This is a genomic window from Micromonospora sp. NBRC 101691, assembly GCF_030269285.1.
Classification (GTDB): Bacteria; Actinomycetota; Actinomycetes; order Mycobacteriales; family Micromonosporaceae; genus Micromonospora; species Micromonospora echinospora.
The window spans coordinates 303,918-323,340 of the sequence record NZ_BSTB01000002.1 but is presented as its reverse complement, the minus strand read 5'-3'; the positions used below and the strand labels follow the sequence as shown (position 1 = coordinate 323,340).

At 74.0% G+C, this 19,423-nt stretch carries 17 protein-coding genes; 11 read left to right on the top strand and 6 right to left on the bottom strand.

From position 1 onward, the window contains the following. Positions 1-37 precede the first annotated feature (37 nt). Entirely contained in the window at positions 38-1,354 is a 1,317-nt protein-coding gene (locus QSK20_RS05460; RefSeq protein ID WP_285787445.1) for an extracellular solute-binding protein, read from the bottom strand. 259 nt (positions 1,355-1,613) lie between these two features. Continuing rightward, a complete protein-coding gene (locus tag QSK20_RS05455) occupies positions 1,614-2,159 on the bottom strand; it encodes a plasmid pRiA4b ORF-3 family protein (protein WP_285787444.1) in 546 nt (181 codons plus the stop codon). A gap of 149 nt (positions 2,160-2,308) precedes the next feature. Between QSK20_RS05455 and QSK20_RS05450 the strand changes: the two genes are divergently transcribed. The 6 genes from QSK20_RS05450 (at position 2,309) to QSK20_RS05425 (ending at position 10,587) form a co-directional block, all read left to right on the top strand. Continuing rightward, entirely contained in the window at positions 2,309-3,055 is a 747-nt protein-coding gene (locus QSK20_RS05450; protein ID WP_285787443.1) for a pyrimidine reductase family protein, read from the top strand. Between the two features lie 143 nt (positions 3,056-3,198). Next, positions 3,199-4,968 carry an ATP-binding protein gene (locus QSK20_RS05445; protein WP_285787669.1) on the top strand — a complete coding sequence of 590 codons (1,770 nt, stop codon included), beginning with the start codon at positions 3,199-3,201 and terminating at the stop codon, positions 4,966-4,968. Between the two features lie 73 nt (positions 4,969-5,041). Beyond that, on the top strand, positions 5,042-6,193 hold the full coding sequence (locus QSK20_RS05440; RefSeq protein ID WP_285787442.1) for an exonuclease SbcCD subunit D: 1,152 nt from the start codon (positions 5,042-5,044) through the stop codon (positions 6,191-6,193). Beyond that, complete coding sequence (locus QSK20_RS05435; RefSeq protein WP_285787441.1) at positions 6,193-8,667, top strand: AAA family ATPase; 2,475 nt, start codon at positions 6,193-6,195, stop codon at positions 8,665-8,667. The genes QSK20_RS05440 and QSK20_RS05435 overlap by 1 nt, the downstream gene beginning before the upstream one ends. Beyond that, the gene (locus tag QSK20_RS05430; RefSeq protein ID WP_285787440.1) at positions 8,664-9,641 is read left to right on the top strand and encodes a hypothetical protein; all 978 of its coding nucleotides are present in this window, start codon (positions 8,664-8,666) and stop codon (positions 9,639-9,641) included. Before QSK20_RS05435 ends, QSK20_RS05430 begins: the two co-directional genes overlap by 4 nt. An 88-nt stretch (positions 9,642-9,729) precedes the next feature. Next, positions 9,730-10,587, top strand: coding sequence for a spermidine synthase (locus tag QSK20_RS05425; protein WP_285787439.1), 858 nt, complete (start codon positions 9,730-9,732; stop codon positions 10,585-10,587). A 406-nt stretch (positions 10,588-10,993) separates the two neighbouring features. Here QSK20_RS05425 and QSK20_RS05420 read toward each other — a convergent pair whose 3' ends face one another. Continuing rightward, entirely contained in the window at positions 10,994-12,205 is a 1,212-nt protein-coding gene (locus QSK20_RS05420) for a helix-turn-helix domain-containing protein (protein WP_285787438.1), read from the bottom strand. 138 nt (positions 12,206-12,343) lie between these two features. Further along, positions 12,344-12,673, bottom strand: coding sequence for a hypothetical protein (locus tag QSK20_RS05415; RefSeq protein WP_285787437.1), 330 nt, complete (start codon positions 12,671-12,673; stop codon positions 12,344-12,346). Positions 12,674-12,814: 141 nt separating this feature from the next. Between QSK20_RS05415 and QSK20_RS05410 the strand changes: the two genes are divergently transcribed. Further along, positions 12,815-13,717, top strand: coding sequence for a DNA-3-methyladenine glycosylase family protein (locus tag QSK20_RS05410; RefSeq protein WP_285787436.1), 903 nt, complete (start codon positions 12,815-12,817; stop codon positions 13,715-13,717). A 6-nt stretch (positions 13,718-13,723) separates the two neighbouring features. Here the strand turns inward: QSK20_RS05410 and QSK20_RS05405 are convergent, their stop codons facing one another. Next, complete coding sequence (locus tag QSK20_RS05405) at positions 13,724-14,227, bottom strand: DUF1990 domain-containing protein (RefSeq protein WP_285787435.1); 504 nt, start codon at positions 14,225-14,227, stop codon at positions 13,724-13,726. A 91-nt stretch (positions 14,228-14,318) separates the two neighbouring features. Then, complete coding sequence (locus QSK20_RS05400) at positions 14,319-14,531, bottom strand: hypothetical protein (protein WP_091464281.1); 213 nt, start codon at positions 14,529-14,531, stop codon at positions 14,319-14,321. Between the two features lie 136 nt (positions 14,532-14,667). On the opposite strand from QSK20_RS05400, the gene QSK20_RS05395 reads away from it, so the two are divergent. From QSK20_RS05395 to QSK20_RS05380, 4 genes are all read left to right on the top strand, one after another. Beyond that, positions 14,668-15,768, top strand: a complete 1,101-nt coding sequence (locus QSK20_RS05395) for an ATP-dependent DNA ligase (RefSeq protein WP_285787434.1) — start codon at positions 14,668-14,670, stop codon at positions 15,766-15,768. A gap of 27 nt (positions 15,769-15,795) precedes the next feature. Beyond that, positions 15,796-17,394, top strand: a complete 1,599-nt coding sequence (locus tag QSK20_RS05390) for an alpha/beta hydrolase (protein WP_285787433.1) — start codon at positions 15,796-15,798, stop codon at positions 17,392-17,394. 73 nt (positions 17,395-17,467) lie between these two features. Then, complete coding sequence (locus QSK20_RS05385; RefSeq protein WP_285787432.1) at positions 17,468-17,920, top strand: GNAT family N-acetyltransferase; 453 nt, start codon at positions 17,468-17,470, stop codon at positions 17,918-17,920. Positions 17,921-18,494: 574 nt separating this feature from the next. Then, positions 18,495-19,394, top strand: coding sequence for a hypothetical protein (locus QSK20_RS05380; protein ID WP_285787431.1), 900 nt, complete (start codon positions 18,495-18,497; stop codon positions 19,392-19,394). The last annotated feature ends 29 nt before the right edge of the window (positions 19,395-19,423 follow it).

Below are 19,423 nucleotides of genomic sequence, written 5' to 3'. Positions count from 1 at the left end.
CCGCCGTCGACGCCACCCGTGGGCAGCTCGTCCAGGGTCACTTGCCGGCGGCCGCACCGTTCTTCAGCGCTGCTTCCCACTGCTCACCCGCGGACTTGCCCTGCTCGACCGCGCGCAGGGTGTTCTCCACGGCGGTCCGGACCGCGTTGTTCTTCGGGCCGAGGTACACCGGCTTCAACTCGGAGGCGCCAGCGGCGAAGATCTTGCCGACCGGGGCGTTGCTGAAGTACGGGTTGGTGGAGTCGGCGACCGCCGGGTCGGCCAGACCCTGCGGGGACGACGGCAGGTTGCCGACCTTCTTGAAGGCCTCGACGTGGCCCTTCGCGTCGGTCAGGAACTTGACCAGCTTGGCCGCCTCGGCGGCGTTCTTGCTGGACTTCGGCACGGCGAGGAAGGAGCCGCCCCAGTTGCCGCCGCTGCCCGGGGCCTTGGCGATGTCCCACTTGCCGGCCGCCGCGTCGCCGGCCTGCCCCTTGATCACACCGGTCATCCAGGCCGGGCAGGCGATGGTGGCGAAGGTGCCGTTCTTGAAGCCGGCGTTCCACTCGTTGGAGAAGGACTGGAGGTTGTTCGACAGCTTGGCGTCGATCATCTTGGTGGTGAGGTCGTACGCCGTCCGGACGTCCGGGTTCTCACCGATGACCAGCTTGTTGCTCTTGTCGTAGTAGGTGTAGCCGGTGCCGGCGCCGGCGACCTGCATCAGCACCACGTTGAAGAAGTTGGTCGCCGAGTCGACGAACTTGTGCTTGGGGTCGGCGGCGGCGAACTTCTTGCCGGTCTCGATGAAGGCGTCCCAGGTCGGCCAGAGCTGGGCGACCTGCTCCCGGTCGGTGGGCAGGTTGGCGGCCTTGAACAGGTCGCTCCGGTAGCACAGCGCCATCGAGCCGACGTCGGTGCCGAGGCCCAGCACCTTGCCGTCGGGGGTGGTGCCCTGCTCCCACTTCCACGGCAGGAAGTTGCCCTTGAGGTCGTTGGCGCCGTGGTCGGCCAGGTTCACGAACTTGTCGGCCTGGGCGTAGAACTGGACGATGGTGCCCTCCTCGAGGGCGACCACGTCACCGGCGCCGGACCCGGCGGTGATCTGCTGGGTCAGTCGGGTGTTGTAGTCACTCAGGCCGAGTCCCTTGCCCCGTTCCTGGATCGTCACGTTCGGGTTCGCGGCCTCGTACTGCTTGTAGAGCTCGTCGTAGCCGAAGCCCTGGTCGCCGAAGACGTCGACCACGAGGGTGATCTTCCCGCCGGAGCTGCTGCCGGTGTCCGAGTCGTCGCTGCCGCAGGCCGCGACGCTGGCGATCGCCGCGACGGACGCGAGCGCGAGGGCCGCGAACCGCCGGCGGCGGAAGGTGAGGCTCATCCTGACCCCTCTTTCGGTGAGGCTTTCGTGTGTGGTGGGGGCGCCTCGGGAGCGCTCCCATGAGATTGCCGGCGGGTAACGGACGTGTCAATAGATCGTGGGAGCGTTCCCATATCGTTACCGGAATCGGTGATCAACTCCGGACGCGGCAACCCTGGACGTCCGGGATGCGGGACAGCCCGGGACGTCGCATCCCGCGTCGGTCAACCAGGGAACCCGCCGGCCGGCGGGGGTGGACGGTGGGTCGGTCCGGCCGGAATCAGCAGAACCGGCGCAGCAGGGTCTCGGCCCGGCCGGCGTCGAAGACGGACGCGTCGAAGGGGCGGCCCAGCCAGTCGCGCATCGCGTCGTGCTCGGGATGCGCCGGATCGGCCAGGGCGTCGAGCAGGAGGTGGTATCCCGCCGGGCCGCCGACGTCCTCCGGCGGGCAGGCGCGCTCGCCGTCCGGGCAGGCCGGGTAGCGCCCGTCCGGGTCGGCGGTCAGCACGTCCTCCACCACCAGGTCGTGCTCCCACCAGTCGCCGAAGTCGTAGGTGTAGTGGAACCGGCTCCCCTTGCCCACCGCCGTGTCCAGCCGGGTGTCCAGTTCGTCGCGCAACGCCAGCCCGTCGTCCGGGTCGGGGGCGCCGTACTGCACCCCGTCGATCTCGAAACTGTGCAGGTGGCAGTCCCGCCAACCCATGGCGTGCTGCACCACGCGGTGCAGTCGGTCCAGGGTGTACCCACCGGGCACCAGCACCCGCCGCCAGACCGGTGGCCGGACCCCGGCCAGGGAGATCCGCAACTGGAAGATCTGACGCGGCATGCTGTCCATCCTCCCTCGGCATAGGCTGCCAGCATGATCTGCCGAGCGTGCCGGGCGAAACGGCACGGTGACTGCCCGGGCCGGAACTGGTGCGACTGTCAGCACCGTACCCCCGCGCCGACCCCTCCGGTCACCGGTCCGGCCAGCGAATGAGCGTCCGGATTCCGATCCACCGCGCCTGGCCGGGACCGGCCGACGGGCCGCTGGACGACGAGACCCTGACCGCCCTCTACGGTCGCGGCGACCGGCCCCGCCTCCGGGTCAACTTCGTGACCAGCATCGACGGCGCGGTCGCCCTCGACGACTACTCCGCCGGCCTCTCCGGCGAGCCGGACAAGCGGGTGTTCGGGTTGCTCCGGATGCTCTGCGACGCGCTCGTGGTGGCCGCCGGCACCCTGCGGCACGAGGGCTACCGGGCGGTACGCCTCGACGAGACCCGACGCGCCTGGCGGCGGGCGCACGGGCTGGCCGCGTACCCGACGCTGGTGGTGGTCTCCGGCTCGCTCCGCCTCGACCCGGCGCAGGCCGCCCTCGCCGACGCCCCGGTCCGCCCGGTCGTCCTGACCACCGACGACGCCGCCGCCCCCGCCGGGCTGACCGAGGTCGCCGATCTGGTCCGGTGCGGGACCGGCCGGGTCGACCTGGCCGCCGGCCTGGCCGAGCTGCGCCGACGTGGCCTGCACCACCTGCTCTGCGAGGGCGGTCCGCAGCTGTTCGGCGCGCTCACCGCCGCCGACCTGGTCGACGAGGTCTGCCTGACGGTCGCGCCGCTGCTCGCCGGCCCCGGCGCGGGCCGGATCACCGCCGGGTCGGCCGGACCGGCGCGCGACCTGCCGCTGCGGCACGTCCTCGCCACCGACGACGGGGTGCTGATGCTGCGCCACGCCCGGGACTGACCGGGTCGCAACTGGCAACCTGTCGTACCGCTGGGGCAGGATGCAGCACGTGTGCCCTGAGCGAATGCGACTGACCAGCGGAGCCCGGCGATGACCGACAGCCCGGCCGGCGGAGCCCGGCGATGATCGACGACGGCCCGGCGATGATCGACGACGGCCCGGTGACGGCCGACGACGCGTTCGACGGCTCCGGCGAGGCGGTGGGACGGGTTCTCGGCACCGCCGACGCCACCCCGCTCCAGTTCTGGACGGCGGTCTCCGACGACAGCTACCTCCAGCTCGACGACGTGGTGGTCACCCGGCGTGAGCTGCCCGACCGGGAGCCGGTGACCATCGCCGGGGTGGTGACCCAGGTCCGGGCCCGGCACGAGGGCGCCCAGTTCGACTCGGACGTCTTCGCCATCGCCGACGGCACCCTCCCGGCCCAGGTGCAGGAGGCCGCCGAGATCACCACCACCCGGGTCGACCCGGAGCTGTACGTCCCGCCCACCCCGGGCGCGGTGGTGCGCCGCGCCGAGGGCGACGCCCGGGCCCGGGCGCTGCACTTCGACCGGATGGAACGGCGCATCCCGATGGGGACGGGGCGCGACGGGGTGCCGGTCTACCTGAACGCCGACTTCCTCGACGGCAGCCGGGGCGCACACGTGTCGATCTCCGGCATCTCCGGGGTGGCCACCAAGACCAGCTTCGCCACCTTCCTGCTCTACTCGGTGTTCCGCTCCGGCGTGCTCGGCGGCGACGCGGTCAACGCCAAGGCGCTGATCTTCAACGTCAAGGGCGAGGACCTTCTCTTCCTCGACCACCCGAACACCCGGCTCGACGACGCCACCCGCGCGGCGTACGCGAAGCTGGGGCTCGCCGCCGGGGCCTTCCCCGACGTGCGGGTGCACGCCCCGCCCCGGGTCGGCGACTCCTCCGGCACGCCGGACGTCAGCAGCCGGCTCACCGGCGTGGACAGCTTCTACTGGACGCTGAGCGAGTTCTGCGCCGACCGGCTCCTGCCGTACGTCTTCGCCGACGCCGACGACGAACGCCAGCAGTACACGATGGTGGTGCATGCGGTCACCGCCCATCTGGCCCGGTACGCCCAGCCCGCCGACTGCGGGGTGAGCATCGACGGCGTCCGGCTGGGCTCCTACACCGACCTGGTCGACCACATCGTCGAGCAGCTCAACGACGACGAGACCCGCAGCGACTGGACCGGCAGCGCGGTCGGCATCGGCACGGTCAACGCCTTCGCCCGACGGCTGATCGGCAGCAAGAAGGACCTGGGCCGCCTGATCCGCGGCGACCTCGCCACCCGCCGTCCGCACTCGATCAACACGGCGGAGAGCGCCCAGGTCACCGTGGTCGACCTGCACAACCTGCCGGACCGCGCGCAGCGGTTCGTGGTCGGGGTGACGCTGCGCGGCGAGTTCGAGCGCAAGGAGAAGGCCGGCACCGCCCGGCCGTTGCTCTTCGTCGTCCTCGACGAGCTGAACAAGTACGCCCCGCGCGAGGGCTCCTCCCCGATCAAGGAGGTGCTGCTCGACATCGCCGAGCGGGGCCGCTCGCTCGGGGTGATCCTGGTCGGCGCGCAGCAGACGGCGAGCGAGGTGGAACGGCGGATCGTCACCAACTCGGCGATCCGGGTGGTCGGCCGGCTCGACCCGGCCGAGGCGTCCCGCCCGGAGTACGGCTTCCTCCCGCCGGCCCAGCGGCAGCGGGCGCTGCTGGCGAAGCCGGGCACGATGTTCGTCAACCAGCCGGACATCCCGGTGCCGCTCTGCCTGGAGTTCCCGTTCCCGGCCTGGGCCACCCGGGTCTCCGAGGCCGGTCACGCCCCGTCGGGGACGCTCCGGTCCATCACCCAGGCCGCCGACCCGTTCGCCGTGGTCGGCTCCGGCGGCGCCGACGACGACATCCCGTTCTAGGGGGATCGAAACCGGTGAGTGCGAGGAGTGCAGCGCAGCGGAGCCCCGCAGTCACGAACGAAAGGCCAGCACAGTGAAGATCCTGCACACCTCCGACTGGCACGTCGGCAAGGTCCTCAAGGGCCAGTCCCGCGCCGAGGAGCACAAGCAGGTCCTCGCCCAGGTCATCGAGATCGCCCGGCAGGAGCGGCCCGACCTGGTCGTGGTCGCCGGTGACCTCTACGACACCGGCTCCCCCACCCCGGAGGCCACCCGCCTGGTCACCCGGGCGTTGACGGCGCTGCGCCGCACCGGCGCGGACGTGGTCGCCATCGGCGGCAACCACGACAACGGCCCGGCCCTGGACGCGCTGCGCCCGTGGGCCGAGGCCGCCGGGATCGTGCTGCGCGGCAGCGTGCGGGACACCGACCCCGCCGACCTGGTGATCGACGGGACGACCCGGGACGGCGAGCGCTGGCAGCTCGCCGCGCTGCCGTTCCTCTCCCACCGGTACGCCGTCCGCGCGGTGGAGATGTACGAGCTGACCGCCGCCGAGGCCACCCAGACGTACGCCGACCACCTGGGGCGGGTGCTCGCCCGGCTCACCGAGGGCTTCGCCGAACCCGACCGGGTGCACCTGGTCACCGCGCACCTGACCGTGGTCGGCGCGAGCACCGGCGGCGGCGAACGGGACGCGCACACCGTCATGGGGTACGCCGTCCCGGCCACGGTCTTCCCGGGCACCGCCCACTACGTGGCACTCGGGCACCTGCACCGGGCCCAGCGGGTCGACGGGCCCTGTCCGGTGCGGTACAGCGGCAGTCCGATCGCCATCGACTTCGGCGAGCAGGAGAACGTCTGCTCGGTGACGCTGGTCGAGGTGACCGCCCGCACCGCCGCGCAGGTCCGTGAGGTGCCGGTCTCGGCCGCGGTGCCGCTGCGCACGGTCCGGGGCACCCTGGCCCAGCTCGCCGAGCTGGAACCGCCCGAGGGGTGGCTGCGGGTGTTCGTCCGCGAGCAGCCCCGCGCCGGGCTGCGCGAGGAGGTCCAGGACCTGCTCCCCCGGGCGCTGGAGATCCGGATCGACCCGGAGCTGGTGCCGGCCCCGGGTGGCGGGGCGCGCACCGCCCAGCGGGCCGGCCGGTCGCCGCAGCAGCTCTTCGCCGACTACCTGACCGGTCGCGGGCACGACGACGACGGGGTGCGGGAGCTGTTCGACGAGCTGTTCGAGGAGGTCGACCGCTGATGCGCCCGATGCGGCTGGACATGGCGGGCTTCACCGTCTTCCGCGAGGAGACCACCGTCGACTTCACCGACGCCGACTTCTTCGCGCTGGTCGGGCCGACCGGGTCGGGCAAGTCGACGGTGCTGGACGCGATCTGCTTCGCCCTCTACGGCACGGTCCCCCGCTGGGGCGGGGCGCGCGGGCTGGCCAACGCGCTCGCCCCGTCCGCCACCGAGGCCCGGGTGCGGCTGGTGTTCGAGTCCGCCGGGGACCGCTACGTCGCCACCCGGGTGGTCCGCCGGGACGGCCGGGGCACCGTCAAGACCGCCAACGCCGGGTTGCAGCTCATGCCGCCCGGCTTCGACGTCACCAAGCTGGACACCGGGCTCAGCCCGGAGGATCTCGGCGAGGTGCTGGCCGGCACCCCGGCCGAGATGGAGGCGGCGGTCCTGGAGGCGGTCGGGCTGCCGTACGAGCAGTTCACCAGCTGCGTGGTGCTGCCGCAGGGGCAGTTCGCGGACTTCCTGCACGCCAAGCCGGCCACCCGGCAGCAGATCCTGGTCAACCTGCTCGGCCTCGGCGTCTACGAGGAGGTGCAGAAGCGGGCCACCGAGCGGGCCGGGAAGGCCGAGGCGCGGTTGGAGCAGGTCGACCGGGTCCTCGCCGGCCTGACCGACGTCGACGACACGGCCCTGGCCGGGGCGGAGTCCGCCGTCACCCGGGCGCACGAGCTGGCCGGGGCGGTCACGGAGGCCGTACCGGAGCGGGACCGGGCCCGGACGGCGGCGCGGGAGGCACACGCGGCGCTGGCCGCCCTCGACGCCGACCTGGCGGTGCTGGACGCGGTGCGCGCGCCGGACGGGGTGGCCGAGGTGGCCCGCGCGGTCGCGGGCGCGCGGACCGGCGTCGACCAGGCCGCGAAGGCGGTGGCGCTGGCCGAGGAACGCGAGGAGAAGCTCCGCGGCGAGCTGGCCGGGGCGGGTGACGAGAGCGCCCTGCGGCTGCTGCTGAAGGCACACGCCGACCGGGACCGGCTGACCGGTGAGGTGGAGTCGGTGGCGGCGACGCTGGCCGAGGCCGAGGCGGAGCACGAGGCGACGGTGGCGGCGCTGGCCGAGGCGCGGGCGGCGACCGAACGGGCCGAGGTCGAGCTGGAGGCGGCGTTCCGGGCGCACGAGGACGCGAAGACCGCCGACCAGGCGGTGGCGCTGCGGGCGCAGCTGACCGACGGGGCGTGCTGCCCGGTGTGCGAGCAGATGGTGCCCCGGGTGCCGGCGGTCCCGGCCGGCTCGGCGGTGGCCCGGGCCGTGTCCGCCGGGAAGGCCGCACGGACCGCCAGCGACGCGGCGAAGCGGCGGGCGCAGGAGTGCGACACCGCCGCCCGGGAGCGGGAACGGACGCTGGTGCGCGTCCGGGCCCGGCACGACCAGCTGCGGGACCGGCTGGTCGAGGTGGACGCCCAGCTCGCCGGGGCCGCCACCGCCGAGGCGCTGCGGCACGACCTGGCCGAGCACGCCCGGCTGCGGACGGCCCTGGACGAGGCGGCGGGCGCGGTGCGCGCGGGCCGGGACGCCGCCCGGCGGGCCCGGGGCGCGTTCGAGGCCGCCGAGGAGGGGCTGCGGGCCGCGTGGCGGGAGTTCGACACGGTACGGGACCGGCTGGCCCGGTTCTCCCCGCCGGCCGCCGACCGGGACGACGTCGCCGCCGCCTGGACGGGTCTGGCCGAATGGGCCGGCGCGGAGGCGGACCGGCGGCGCGCGGACCGGGTGGACCTGGTGGCGTCGGTGACGGCGGCGGAGGCCGCCGCCGAGGCGGTGGAGGACCGGATCGCCGGCATCTTCGCGGTCGCCGGGTTGCCCCCCGACGACGATCCGGTCCGCGCGGCCACCGTGGCGGTGGAACGCGCCGAGGCGGCCCACCGGCGGCTGGTGGAGCGCCGCGAGCAGGCCGCCGAACTACGCGAGCAGCGGGCCGGGCACGAACGGGAGACCCGGGTGGCCCGTGCGCTCGCCGGTCACCTGCGGGCCAACAACTTCGAGCGGTGGCTGCTGGCGGAGGCGCTGGACGTGCTGGTCGACGGGGCGTCCCGGATCCTGCGGGAACTCTCCGGCGGGCAGTACGACCTGGTCCACGACAAGGGTGAGTTCTTCGTGGTCGACCACCACGACGCCGGCCTGCGGCGCGGGGTGCGGACGCTCTCCGGCGGGGAGACCTTCCAGGCGTCGCTGGCGTTGGCGCTGGCGCTGTCCGAGCAGTTGGCCGGCATGTCCACGACGGCGGCGAGCCTGGAGTCGATCGTGCTGGACGAGGGGTTCGGCACCCTTGACGCGGCCACCCTGGACACGGTGGCCGCCACCCTGGAGGGCCTGGCCGCCCGGGGCGACCGGATGGTCGGGGTGGTCACCCACGTGCCGGCGCTCGCCGAGCGGATTCCGGTGCGCTTCGAGGTCCGCAAGGACGCCCGCAGCGCCCGCGTCGAACGGGTGGGCCTGTGAGTGGGGCGGGGGGGCGTCCGCAGTTCTTCGTGGACGCGTGGGACCCGGCGTACGGGGCGTCGTTCGAGGCGTCCCCGGGTGGCCCGGCCGCGCCGAGCAGCGCCCAGGTCGACCCGGACGTGGAGCTGCCGGCGGCGGACTGGCGGGCGCTCGGTCCCCGGGACGGGGTGCACGCCCCCGAGGTGGTGCTCCTGGTCGACGGGGTGCGCCGGATCGACGCCAGCGTCTGGACGGCCGAGGCCGACGGGGTCTCCTACCCGGGCGTGGCGGCGTCGTACGCGGCCGGCGTGGTCCGCTGCGACCTGGGGCGGGGCGCGGCGGAGATGGCCGGCGCCCGGGTGGCCCGGGGGTTGTTCACGGCCAGCCCGTCGGCGCAGGAGATGGTCGCCGGGTCGGTGCGTTACCCGGTGTACCGGGTCGGCGGCAGCGGCGAGCTGAGCAAGCTTCCGGCCGCCGTGCAGGGTCCGCTGACCGCGCTGGAGGTGGCCGTCTCCGACGCCGCCCGGACCGACGGTGACCTGCTGGTGGTGGACGGTCCGCTGCGGGCCCGGCGGCAGTTGCCCCGCACCCTCGGGTACGTCAAGACCCAGCACAGCCAGTACCTCGACGCCCGGCTGACGGCGGTGGTGACGGCGATGGCGCCGGGGCAGCGGTGTCCGGTGTTCCGGCTCCGGGTGGGCACCGGCTGGGGTGGCTGGTCCTGGTATCTGCGGCTGCCGGTGGCGCGGGGCGCGCCGTGGGCCGGCATCGTCCGGGTGGAGTGCTCGCCCGACCTGGAGCCCACCGACGCCATCGCCCTGGCCGACCTCTCTCTGGTCACCCTCCCCCGGTTCGCCTCCACCCCGTACAAGGACCCGCGCGCCCCGCAGAACCTGGTCCCGATCGCCGGCCTGGAACGCCGGTTGCGCGCCCTGCTCGGCGACGCCCGCCTGCTGCACCGGGCGCTCTCCGCCGCCGCCCGTCGCCGCCGCTGACCGTCGGCGCGGAACACCCGGCGTGCGGCCGTCCGGCGCGACGACCGCCCCGGCGGTCGGGGTTCGGCCGACGGGGATACTGGGCCGCATGGGGCGCAGGCGGGACGCGGACCGGGTGGTCGAACGGGTCGACACCGGTGAGGCCGAGCTGGTGCCGGACCCGGACCGCCCCGGGTCGTGGACCCTGCTGCTCGACGGCGCGCCGCAGTCGCACGTCGACCTGACCGACCCCACCCACCTGGAGTTCGAGTACGTCCGCCGGCTCGCCGCCGCGCTGGACCTGGTCGCCCCGGCCGGCGTACCGCTGCGGGTGCTGCACCTCGGCGGCGGCGCGCTGACCCTGCCGCGCTACCTGGCGGCCAGCCGCCCCGGTTCGACGTCCCGCGTGGTCGAGGTGGACGGGGCACTGGTGGACCTGGTCCGCCGGGGCGTGCCCTGGCCGGCGCAGGCCCGGATCCGGGTCCGGGTCGCCGACGCCCGTGAGGTGGTGGCCACCACGCCCGACGCCGCGTACGACGTCATCGTCGCCGACGTCTTCGCCGGTGCCCGCACCCCCGCCCACCTGACCTCGGTGGAGTACGCCGCCGAGGTGGCCCGGGTGCTGCGTCCGGACGGCTGGTACCTCGCCAACCTGGCCGACGGCCCACCGCTGCGGTACGCCCGCGCCCAGGTGGCGACGGTCCGGTCGGTGCTGCCGGAGGCCTGCCTGGTCGCCGACGCGGCGGTGCTGCGGGGCCGCCGGTACGGCAACCTGGTGCTGGTCGCCGGCCGGGCCGAGCCGCCGGTCGCGGCGCTGACCCGGCGGGCCGCCGGGGACTGGTTTCCCGGGCGGGTGCTCGCCGGGGCGGAACTGGACCGGTTCGTGGGCGGCGCGACCGTGGTCCGGGACGCCGGGGCGACCGCCTCCACGCCGCCGCCACCCGGGCTCTTCTCCGTCCGCCGGTGACCCCCTCGGTGCGAACTGGCGGCGAGCCGGCCGGATGGGGTGTTGTCCGAGGTCATCGGGCCTACTGAGGCTCGTCCGGTTCGGGTTCGGTCGGCGCTGTTGCGGTACTCCGCTGCGGTACTCCTTCGGCGGTGCGGAGGACGTTCCGGGCGGCGGTCGCCACCGGGCAGCCTGCGGCCCGGCAGACCGGGCAGCGTCCGTCGGGTCCGGGCCGGTGATCGCGGAGGACGGTACGAGCGGTGAGGATCAGTCGGTTGCGGATCTGCGCCAGGGACAGGTGAGGGCCGGTCACCGCTGATAGGGGCGCGGCGAGGTCCCGTGGAAAGCCAACACCACCCGCCGCATCCCGTATGCGAGAGGCTACGGTCAGTAGCGAGCTGCAATGGGTCAGGTTCCTACCCCTGAATCAGTGGACGAGTCCGACCCTGGCCGCGAGGTCACGCGCGTCATCTCGGGTGGAACGCGGCCCTTCGAGTAGATCCAAGGTGATCTGACGGGCGTACCCGTTGTACCGGATGGTCTCCGGAGCCGACTCGTACGCCTGCCGCAGCGTCGCCACGGCCGATTCCCTGTCGTCCTTGCCGTAGTGCGCCCGCGCGACCTCGATGAGATGACGTGCCCGACGCGGCCTGGACGGGATCGCTGCCGCGTCATGTCGACGGGCCTGCCGCACCGCCTCGCCTGGCTTCTGCAACTCCACCGCCACGGTCACCGCATGAGCACCCATGATGACCCGGGAGAACGACGTCTGCGGCTGATAGAAGCCCTCCGGCAGACGCTGCGCCACCCGGTCCGCACGATCCCAGTACCGCCAGGCCCGCCCTTCCTCACCGGCACGAGCGGCTACGTACGCGGCCTCGAAGTTCAGCGCACCCCACAGCGCCAGCAGATTCGTGCTCCCGTCGACCGCTTGCGTCTCCAATGCCGACAGCACGTCGAGCGTCACGACCATCGCGGTGTCCCAGTCCCCGGCGTCCCGATGCACCTGGCCCAGGAACCACCCCGCACGTGCAATCGCCTCCGGATCACCGGACTCCTGAGCCGCCACCATCGCCCGGTCCGCCACCCGCCACAGCAACTCGGCAGCGGGCTGGTAGGCGATGAACATCTGCGCGAGCCCGAGCACCTCCGCCCACAAGGCTTGTGCCTGCCGACGTTCGTCGCCCTCGTACGCCAACACGGCGCGTTGCCCGTGCCGAAGCAACCCCGGCAACAATCCGCCCAGCACCGTACGGTGATCAGACGCCTGATGACGTGCCCGCCACGCCATCGCAAGCCGCTCCCTCAGACTGGACAACGACTCCGCCGGCACGTCACCGGAGAACGCGACATGGTTCACGGCATCCCGAACCGACACCAGCGCCGGATGCTCCGGCCCATTGACCACAGCAGACCGGTCACCCAGTTCCACAGCCAACACAGAAACATCGATCTTGAGAGCCCGCGCGATCCGATCCAGCATGTGGATACGCGGCGGCAGAATCCGATCGGTCTCCACCGCCTTGACCCACTCGGCGCTACGACCCACCAAACCACCGAGCACCGCCCGAGTCTTCCCGGACCGCTCCCGGTAGACCTTCAACCGCTGCCCGAACGTCAACTCCGGCAAGGAATCCACCCGGAACCTCCTCGCGTAACGCGGGACGCACCACCGACTCAACGGCGCAACCACACCCAACGCTACCGATCCGCAGGCCGCCCCATAACCCCTCACACGCCGGGAGGCTCCCTATGTCAGCAACAAGGCCATCCCCGCTCAGCGCTGGTTGGTAATCGACACTTGTTGTCCGAGGAACTCGCGGAGGAGCCGGCAGAGGTTCGAGATGGCCCGCTTGTGGTCGTCATCGCTGGCAAGACGGTCCTCGGTCGCACCCTCACCGAAGGTCTCCGCTAGCACCAAAGACCAGAAGGCAAGGCTGCTGCCACGGTGGCGGGCGGACATCCACTCTTGGAACGCCGCCAGCTCGCCCCGGCCACGCGCAAGGTCAAACCCCGTCAGCGCCGAAAACGCTCGCTCGTACCTTGGCAGCCCAACGTACATACCAAGCCGGTGGTCCACATGCCAGAGGAACTCTTCCCAGCTCACCGTGGCATTGTCCCTGACCACGACGGCTTCGGCGTGAAGGAACCACCAGCCGTCGATGAGCTGCGCCAGCAGCAGGGGCGAACGGGGGCGCGGCGGACCGGTGCCGCCAGCGGTCGGCGCCGGCCGTGGCAGAGTGTCCGGGTGACCGCCACCCGGATCCTGCGCCCGCCGCCGGAGCACCGGTTCGCCGAGACGGTACGCGCGCTGACCTTCAGCCCGTACGACCCGTGCGCCCGGATCGCCGCCGGGGCGCTCTGGTGGGCGACCCGTACGCCGGACGGGCCGGCGACCCTGTGCCTGCGCCGGCACGACGGCGACCTGCTCGCCGAGGGGCACGGGCCCGGCGCCGACTGGGTGCTGGAGCGCGCCGACGCGATCGCCGGCCTGCGCGACGACCTGACCGGTTTCGCCGACCTGGCCGGCCGGCACCCGGTGGTGTCCCGGCTGGCCGCCGGCCACCGGGGGCTGCGGATGCCGGCCACCGGCCGGGTCTTCCGGCAGTTGCTGCGCACGGTCCTGGAGCAGAAGGTCACCGGCAAGGAGGCGTACCGGGCCTACGCGGCGATGGTCCGGCACTTCGCCGAGCCCGCGCCGGGGCCGTTTACGCTGCTGCTGCCGCCGGATCCGGCGGCGGTGGCCGCCGCGCCGTACTGGGTGTTCCACCCGTTCGGGGTGGAACAGCGGCGGGCCGAGACGCTGCGCCGGGTCGCCGCCCTCGCCGACCGGCTGGAGGCGTGCGCGGACGCCGCCGAGGCGACCCGCCGGTTGACCGCGATCCCCGGCATCGGCCCGTGGAGCGTCGCCGAGGTGCTCCGGATCGCGTACGGCGACGCGGACGCGGTGAGCGTCGGGGACTACCACGTCCCGAACACGGTGAGCTGGGCGTTGGCCGGTGAGGCGCGCGGGGACGACGCGCGGATGCTGGCGCTGCTGGAGCCGTTCCGGGGACACCGGGGCCGGGTCTGCCTGCTGCTGGCCGCCGGCGGTGTCCAGGCACCCCGTTTCGGGCCGAGGATGCCGCTGCGCTCGTTCGCGACGTACTGACCCCGGTCAGCCGGCCCGCAGGCAGAGCCGACGCAGGGTGGCCGCCAGCCAGCGGGCGTACCCATGCTGGAAGGCCCGCCCGGCGGGGCCGGCCGCCCGCATGACCCAGCGCTCCGGACGGCTGAACGCGCGGATCTCGAACCAAACCCGACCCGCGTCGTCACGTTCCACCACGAACGCCTCCTCGCCGGCCGCCGGGTGACCGGGGAGCGTGCCGTACCCGAAACCGGCCCGGCGGTCGTCGTCGGCGGCCCAGACCACCTCGCACGGGGCGGCGAGCCGCAACGGGCCGACGCCCAGCCCGGAGGTGACGGCGACGCCCGGGGCGGCCCGGGGCGCGTCGGCGGTGATCCGGACGCCGGCGGCGCGGTGCAGCCGCCAGGTGAGCACGGCCGCGCCCGCGACCGCGAAGCAGCCGTCGGGAAGCCGGACCCGGTGCCGCACGTGCCGCCAGCCCGCCGGCAGGTCCCCGGTGCGGGTGGCCCCGACGTGCGGGTAGGTCAGCGGCACGGGCACCTCCGGGGTTCGGCGCGGACCCGGCAAGCGTACGACCGCCGTCGGCGGCCCGGGGCGGCCCGCGCGGACCGCCGGACCGATCGGCTCAGGCCGCCTCGCGCAGGTCGGCCAGGGTCAGCGGGGTACGCCGGGTCAGCAGGTCCGCCAGCTCCGGGATCGATCCGGCCTCGCCGAGGACATCCTTGCCACCGCCGAACTCCGGGCGGTAGCGGCGCACCAGCCGGTAGCGGTACCGGCCCCGGATCAGCTCCACGCTGACCCGCCAGCGCCCACAACAGCCGCAGACGAACTCGCGCACCCGGCGACGGTAGCTCTGACCTGCGGTTTTCCGGATCGGCCACCGGTGACGGACACCCCCGGCGCGGGACACACGACACCGGACGCGCCCGTGATGTGGCTCACCGTCGTCGGTGGTGTCTGGTTGACTGGTCGCCGTGGAGCTGCCGCTGAACCCGCCGGTCGAGCCGATGCTGGCCAAGAGCGTCGCCCGGATCCCCACCGGGGAGCAGATGACCTACGAGCCCAAGTGGGACGGGTTCCGGTGCATCGTCTTCCGGGACGGCGACTCCGTCGAGCTGGCCAGCCGGGGCGGCAAGATGATGACCCGGTATTTCCCCGAGGTCGTCGAGCAGGCCCGTGCGCAGCTGCCGGAGCGCTGCGCGGTCGACGGCGAGTTGATCGTGATCCGGCGCGACGGTCCCGACGGGCAGCCCCGGCTCGACTTCGAGCTGCTCGCCCAGCGGATCCACCCGGCCGCGTCCCGGGTGCGGCTGCTCGCCGAGACCACCCCCGCCGACTTCGTCGCCTTCGACCTGCTGGCGATCGACGACGAGGTGCTGCTCGACCTGCCCTACGCGCAGCGCCGGGCCCGGCTGGAGGCCGCGCTGGCCAAGGTGCGTCCACCGGTGCACGTCACCCCGGTCACCACCGACCTGGAGACCGCACGCCGGTGGTTCGACGTCTTCGAGGGCGCCGGGCTGGACGGGTTGATCGCCAAGCCGGCCGACCTGCCGTACGAGCCGGGCAAGCGGCTCATGTTCAAGGTCAAGCACGCCCGCACCGCCGACGTGGTGGTGGCCGGTTTCCGCTGGCACAAGTCCGGCCCGGTGGTCGGCTCGCTGCTGCTCGGCCTCTACGACACGCAGGGCCTGCTCCACCAGGTCGGGGTCTGCGCCTCGTTCACCATGGCCCGCCGCCGCGAGCTGCTGACCGAGCTGGAACCGTACCGGGACGTCGGCGACGACCACCCGTGGGCGCACGGCGACCACGAGCGCGGCCAGCGCATCCCGGGCGGGGTGAGCCGCTGGACCGGCGGCAAGAACCTGGAGTGGGAGCCGCTGCGCCCGGAGCTGGTGGTGGAGGTCGGCTACGACGCGATGGAGGGCGACCGCTTCCGGCACACCGCCCAGTTCGTCCGCTGGCGGCCCGACCGCGACCCACGCTCCTGCGGGTACGACCAGTTGGAACGCCCGGTCCGCTTCGACGTCGACCAGGTGCTGCGCGGTGATCCGGTGCCGACGACCGGGCCGAGCTGACGCCGACACGATCCTGGAGGGCAGGCTGTGCGCCGTAACCCCGATCCGCCCCCGACCCGTCGGGCCCGTTTCGCGCTGGCCGGGTTCGTCGCGGCGGCCCTGGTCGCCACCGGCTGCACCCTGCCGACGTTCGCGCCCCGGGCCGAGGTGGAGGGCGAGGCGTCGGTGGCCCCGCTGGGCGCGACCCCCCGGTGGCGGGCCTGCCCGGAGACCGCCGAACAGGTGGCCGGCCGCGCCGCGCCGGGCATGCGGTACGAATGCGCCCGCATCGCCGTACCGCAGCGGTGGGACACCACCGGCGGGCCGGCGACCGCCACCCCGGGCGGCGGCGCGACCTTCGAGATCGCGCTGCTGCGGGCCCGCTCCACGAAGCAGCGCGACCGGATCGGGTCGCTGCTGGTCAACCCGGGTGGCCCGGGTGGTTCCGGCGTCGACACGGCGGTCTACCTCTCCCTCGGGGAGCAGTTCGGCGGCCTGCCGGCCTCGGTGACCGAGCGGTTCGACATCGTCGGCTTCGACCCGCGCGGCGTGGCCCGCTCCAGTCCGGTCGAGTGCATCTCCGACACCGACCTCGACGCCAGCTTCGGCTACGACCCCGACCCGGAGTCGACCGCCGCCTTCGACGGTCTGGTCGCCCTCAACCAGCGGATCGGCCAGGCCTGCGGGGCGAAGTACGGCGACCGGCTGTCGTTGTTCGGCACCGAGCAGGCCGCCCTGGACATGGACGCGGTGCGCGCCGCCGTCGGCGACGAGAAGCTGACCTACCTGGGGTACTCCTACGGCACCCTGCTCGGCGCGGTCTACGCGCAGCGCTTCCCGGAGCGGGTCCGCGCGCTGGTGCTCGACGGCGCCATCGATCCCCGCCAGGACGCGGTGGAGGCGTCGGAGGGCCAGGCGAAGGGCTTCGAGCGGGCGTTCGGCAACTTCGTCCGCTGGTGCTCCACCAACGCCGACCGTTGCCCGCTCGCCCCGGACGCCCGGGCGGCGGTGACCTCGGCCATCGACAAGGCCCGGGTCTCGCCGGTGCGGGGCGCGGACGGGCGGGAGGCCACTGCCGGCTGGGTCTTCTACGCGGTCATCTCCTCGCTCTACACCGAGCAGGGGTGGCAGGAACTGGCCCGCGCGATCGACCAGTTGGCCGAGGGCGACCCGGCCGGTGTGTTCCGCCTCGCCGACGCGTACGCCGGACGGAACCCGGATGGCACCTACACGAACCTGTTCGACGCCAACCTGGCCGTGAACTGCGCCGACGACGAGGAGCGGCCGAGCCTCGAACGGATCCGCCAGCTCCAGGGGCAGTGGCGCAGGGCGTACCCGCTGTTCGGGCCGGCACTGGCGGTGGGACTCCTGACCTGCGCGAAGTGGCCCGCCGAGCCCGACCCGTACCCGACCGGGAAGGCCGACGGCGCACCGCCGATCCTGGTGGTGGGCACCACCGGCGACCCGGCCACGCCATACGAGCAGACCCCGGCGCTGGCCGCGATGCTCGGGGTGGGGCGGGTCCTCACCTGGGAGGGCGAGGGGCACACCGCCTACCCGCAGACCACCTGCGTCACCGAGGCGGTCGACGCCTACCTGATCGACCTGACCGTGCCGGCGGAGGGACTGCGCTGCCCGGCACGCTGACCCGCACCGCCCCCGTCACTGTCACCGGCCCCGCCACCCGCACCGGCCAGCCGGCTGTGCCATCCTCAGCGGCATGTCTGACCTGGTGTTCCGGACAGCGGTCCGGGCCGATCTGCCCGCAGTGGTCGCCCTGCTCGCCGACGACGTCCTCGGCCGGAGCCGGGAGGCCACGGTGGTCGACGAGGCGTACGAGCGGGCCTTCGCGGACATCTCCGCCGACCCCCGCAACCACCTCGTGGTCGCCGAGCAGGACGGCGAGGTGGTCGGCTGCCTCCAGGTCACCTACATCCCGGGCCTGGGCCGGCACGGCGCGGAACGTGCCCTGGTCGAGTCCGTCCGGGTGCGCGCGGACCGCCGGGGCGCGGGGATCGGCCGGGCCCTGATGACCTGGGTGGTCGACCGCGCCCGCGAGCAGGGCTGCGCGCTGGTGCAGCTCACCACGGACAAGCGCCGGGCCGACGCGCACCGGTTCTACGTCGGCCTCGGGTTCGTCGCCAGCCACGAGGGGATGAAGCTGCCGCTCTGACGCGGCTCCCGGCTCCCGGCTCCCGGCTCCCGGCTCCCGGCTCCCGGCTCCCGGCTCCCGGCTCCCGGCTCCCGGCTCCCGGCTCCCGGCTCCCGGCTCCCGGCTCCCGGCTCCCGGCTCCCGGCTCCCGGCAGGATGATGCCTCCACCGACGCTGTGGAGCTGCCCGCACAGACGGGGCAGTCGGTGCCTCCTTCCCTCGCCCCGGCCGCCACCAGCGGCGCTGCCCTCCAGCGGCCTCGCCCTGACCGTGTCGGAGGCATCGGTTCCGCGATCGTGGCGGCCCTCCAGCACGCGATCGGAACGACGGTCGCGGGTCCTGCTCAGCAGGCGGGGACGTACCGGTAGCACAGGCGGGGCAGCTCTACACTGCCCGAACCGATGACTTCCCTCCCGGGGAACGGAAGCGGGTACGCGCCGCCGCTCCCGGCCGGCACCAGCAGCCGGCCGGACTTCCGCACCGACCAGCGCCCGGACGACACCGGTTATGGGACGCCGGGCAGCGGGCCGCCGGCACCGAATGCCGGGCACCGGCGAGGAGGGCGCGACGGACGGTGCTGCACTAGATTCTCCGCATGGCACGGGCTCGGCTGGCACCGGCGGCGTGGACGGCACGGCTGCCTCCCGTGGCCTGGTTGGTTCTCGCCGCCGCGCTGCTGGTCACCGCCGCGTTCACCCGTTGGCGTACGGTCACCGGCGACCCGGTCGTCGCCGCGACGCTGGAGCAGAAGGTGGCCGCGGTGGGCGCGGTGGCCGGCCCCTGGCTGGTCGGGGCGACCACGTTGCTGGTGGTGACCCGGGCGGTGGCGGTCGCGGCCGGACGCCCGCAGCGGCTGCTCCGGCTGGTCGGCACCGCCCTGGCGGTCGTCCTGGTGGTGGTGCTCGGGGTCATCGCGGTGTCGCTGGTACGGACCGTCGATCCCTCGTTCGACACCGACCGGGGTCCGGTGTCCACCCAGCCCGGGCCGGCGCTGCTCCCCGCCGCCGGAGCGCTGCTGGCCTGCCTGGTGGGCATCTGGTCGGCACCCACGCGTCCGGCCGTCGCGGGGCCGCCCCGGTCACGCTGGCGGCGGGCCGGGGTGCTGCTCCTGGCCACCGGCTGGGCGACGGTCGCGGTCGCGGTCGGGCTGCCGTCCTGGCGACGCGAGTACCCGGACCGGGTCGAGGTGGACGCCAGCCTCGACCTGGTCTTCGTGGCGCTGCCCTTCGCCCTGGTCGGCGCGCTGCTGGCGGTGCCGTCGCTGCTGCGCACCGGCACGGCCCGCCGGCCGTGGCGGGAGGCGAGCCGGGGCTGGTCGATCGCCACGACGCTGGGCTGCGGCAGTTCGATCGGGGCGATCTGGTACTTCGTGGCGAACGATCCGTACCGGCAGGCGGCCGGCATGTCCTCGGCCCGGCCGGGCGCGGGCACCGCCCTGGCGCTGCTCGGCTGCGTGCTGATCGCGGTCTCCGGGGCGCTTCCCGACGACCGCTGAGGCCCGTCACCGACGGGCGGCGCCCACCC

Bases quoted from the DNA above. Each gene is read 5' to 3' on its own strand.
- QSK20_RS05460 (WP_285787445.1), bottom strand. From the start codon at position 1,354: ATGAGCCTCACCTTCCGCCGCCGGCGGTTCGCGGCCCTCGCGCTCGCG.
- QSK20_RS05455 (WP_285787444.1), bottom strand. From the start codon at position 2,159: ATGCCGCGTCAGATCTTCCAGTTGCGGATCTCCCTGGCCGGGGTCCGG.
- QSK20_RS05450 (WP_285787443.1), top strand. From the start codon at position 2,309: ATGAGCGTCCGGATTCCGATCCACCGCGCCTGGCCGGGACCGGCCGAC.
- QSK20_RS05445 (WP_285787669.1), top strand. From the start codon at position 3,199: ATGATCGACGACGGCCCGGTGACGGCCGACGACGCGTTCGACGGCTCC.
- QSK20_RS05435 (WP_285787441.1), top strand. From the start codon at position 6,193: ATGCGCCCGATGCGGCTGGACATGGCGGGCTTCACCGTCTTCCGCGAG.
- QSK20_RS05425 (WP_285787439.1), top strand. From the start codon at position 9,730: ATGGGGCGCAGGCGGGACGCGGACCGGGTGGTCGAACGGGTCGACACC.
- QSK20_RS05385 (WP_285787432.1), top strand. From the start codon at position 17,468: ATGTCTGACCTGGTGTTCCGGACAGCGGTCCGGGCCGATCTGCCCGCA.
- QSK20_RS05380 (WP_285787431.1), top strand. From the start codon at position 18,495: ATGGCACGGGCTCGGCTGGCACCGGCGGCGTGGACGGCACGGCTGCCT.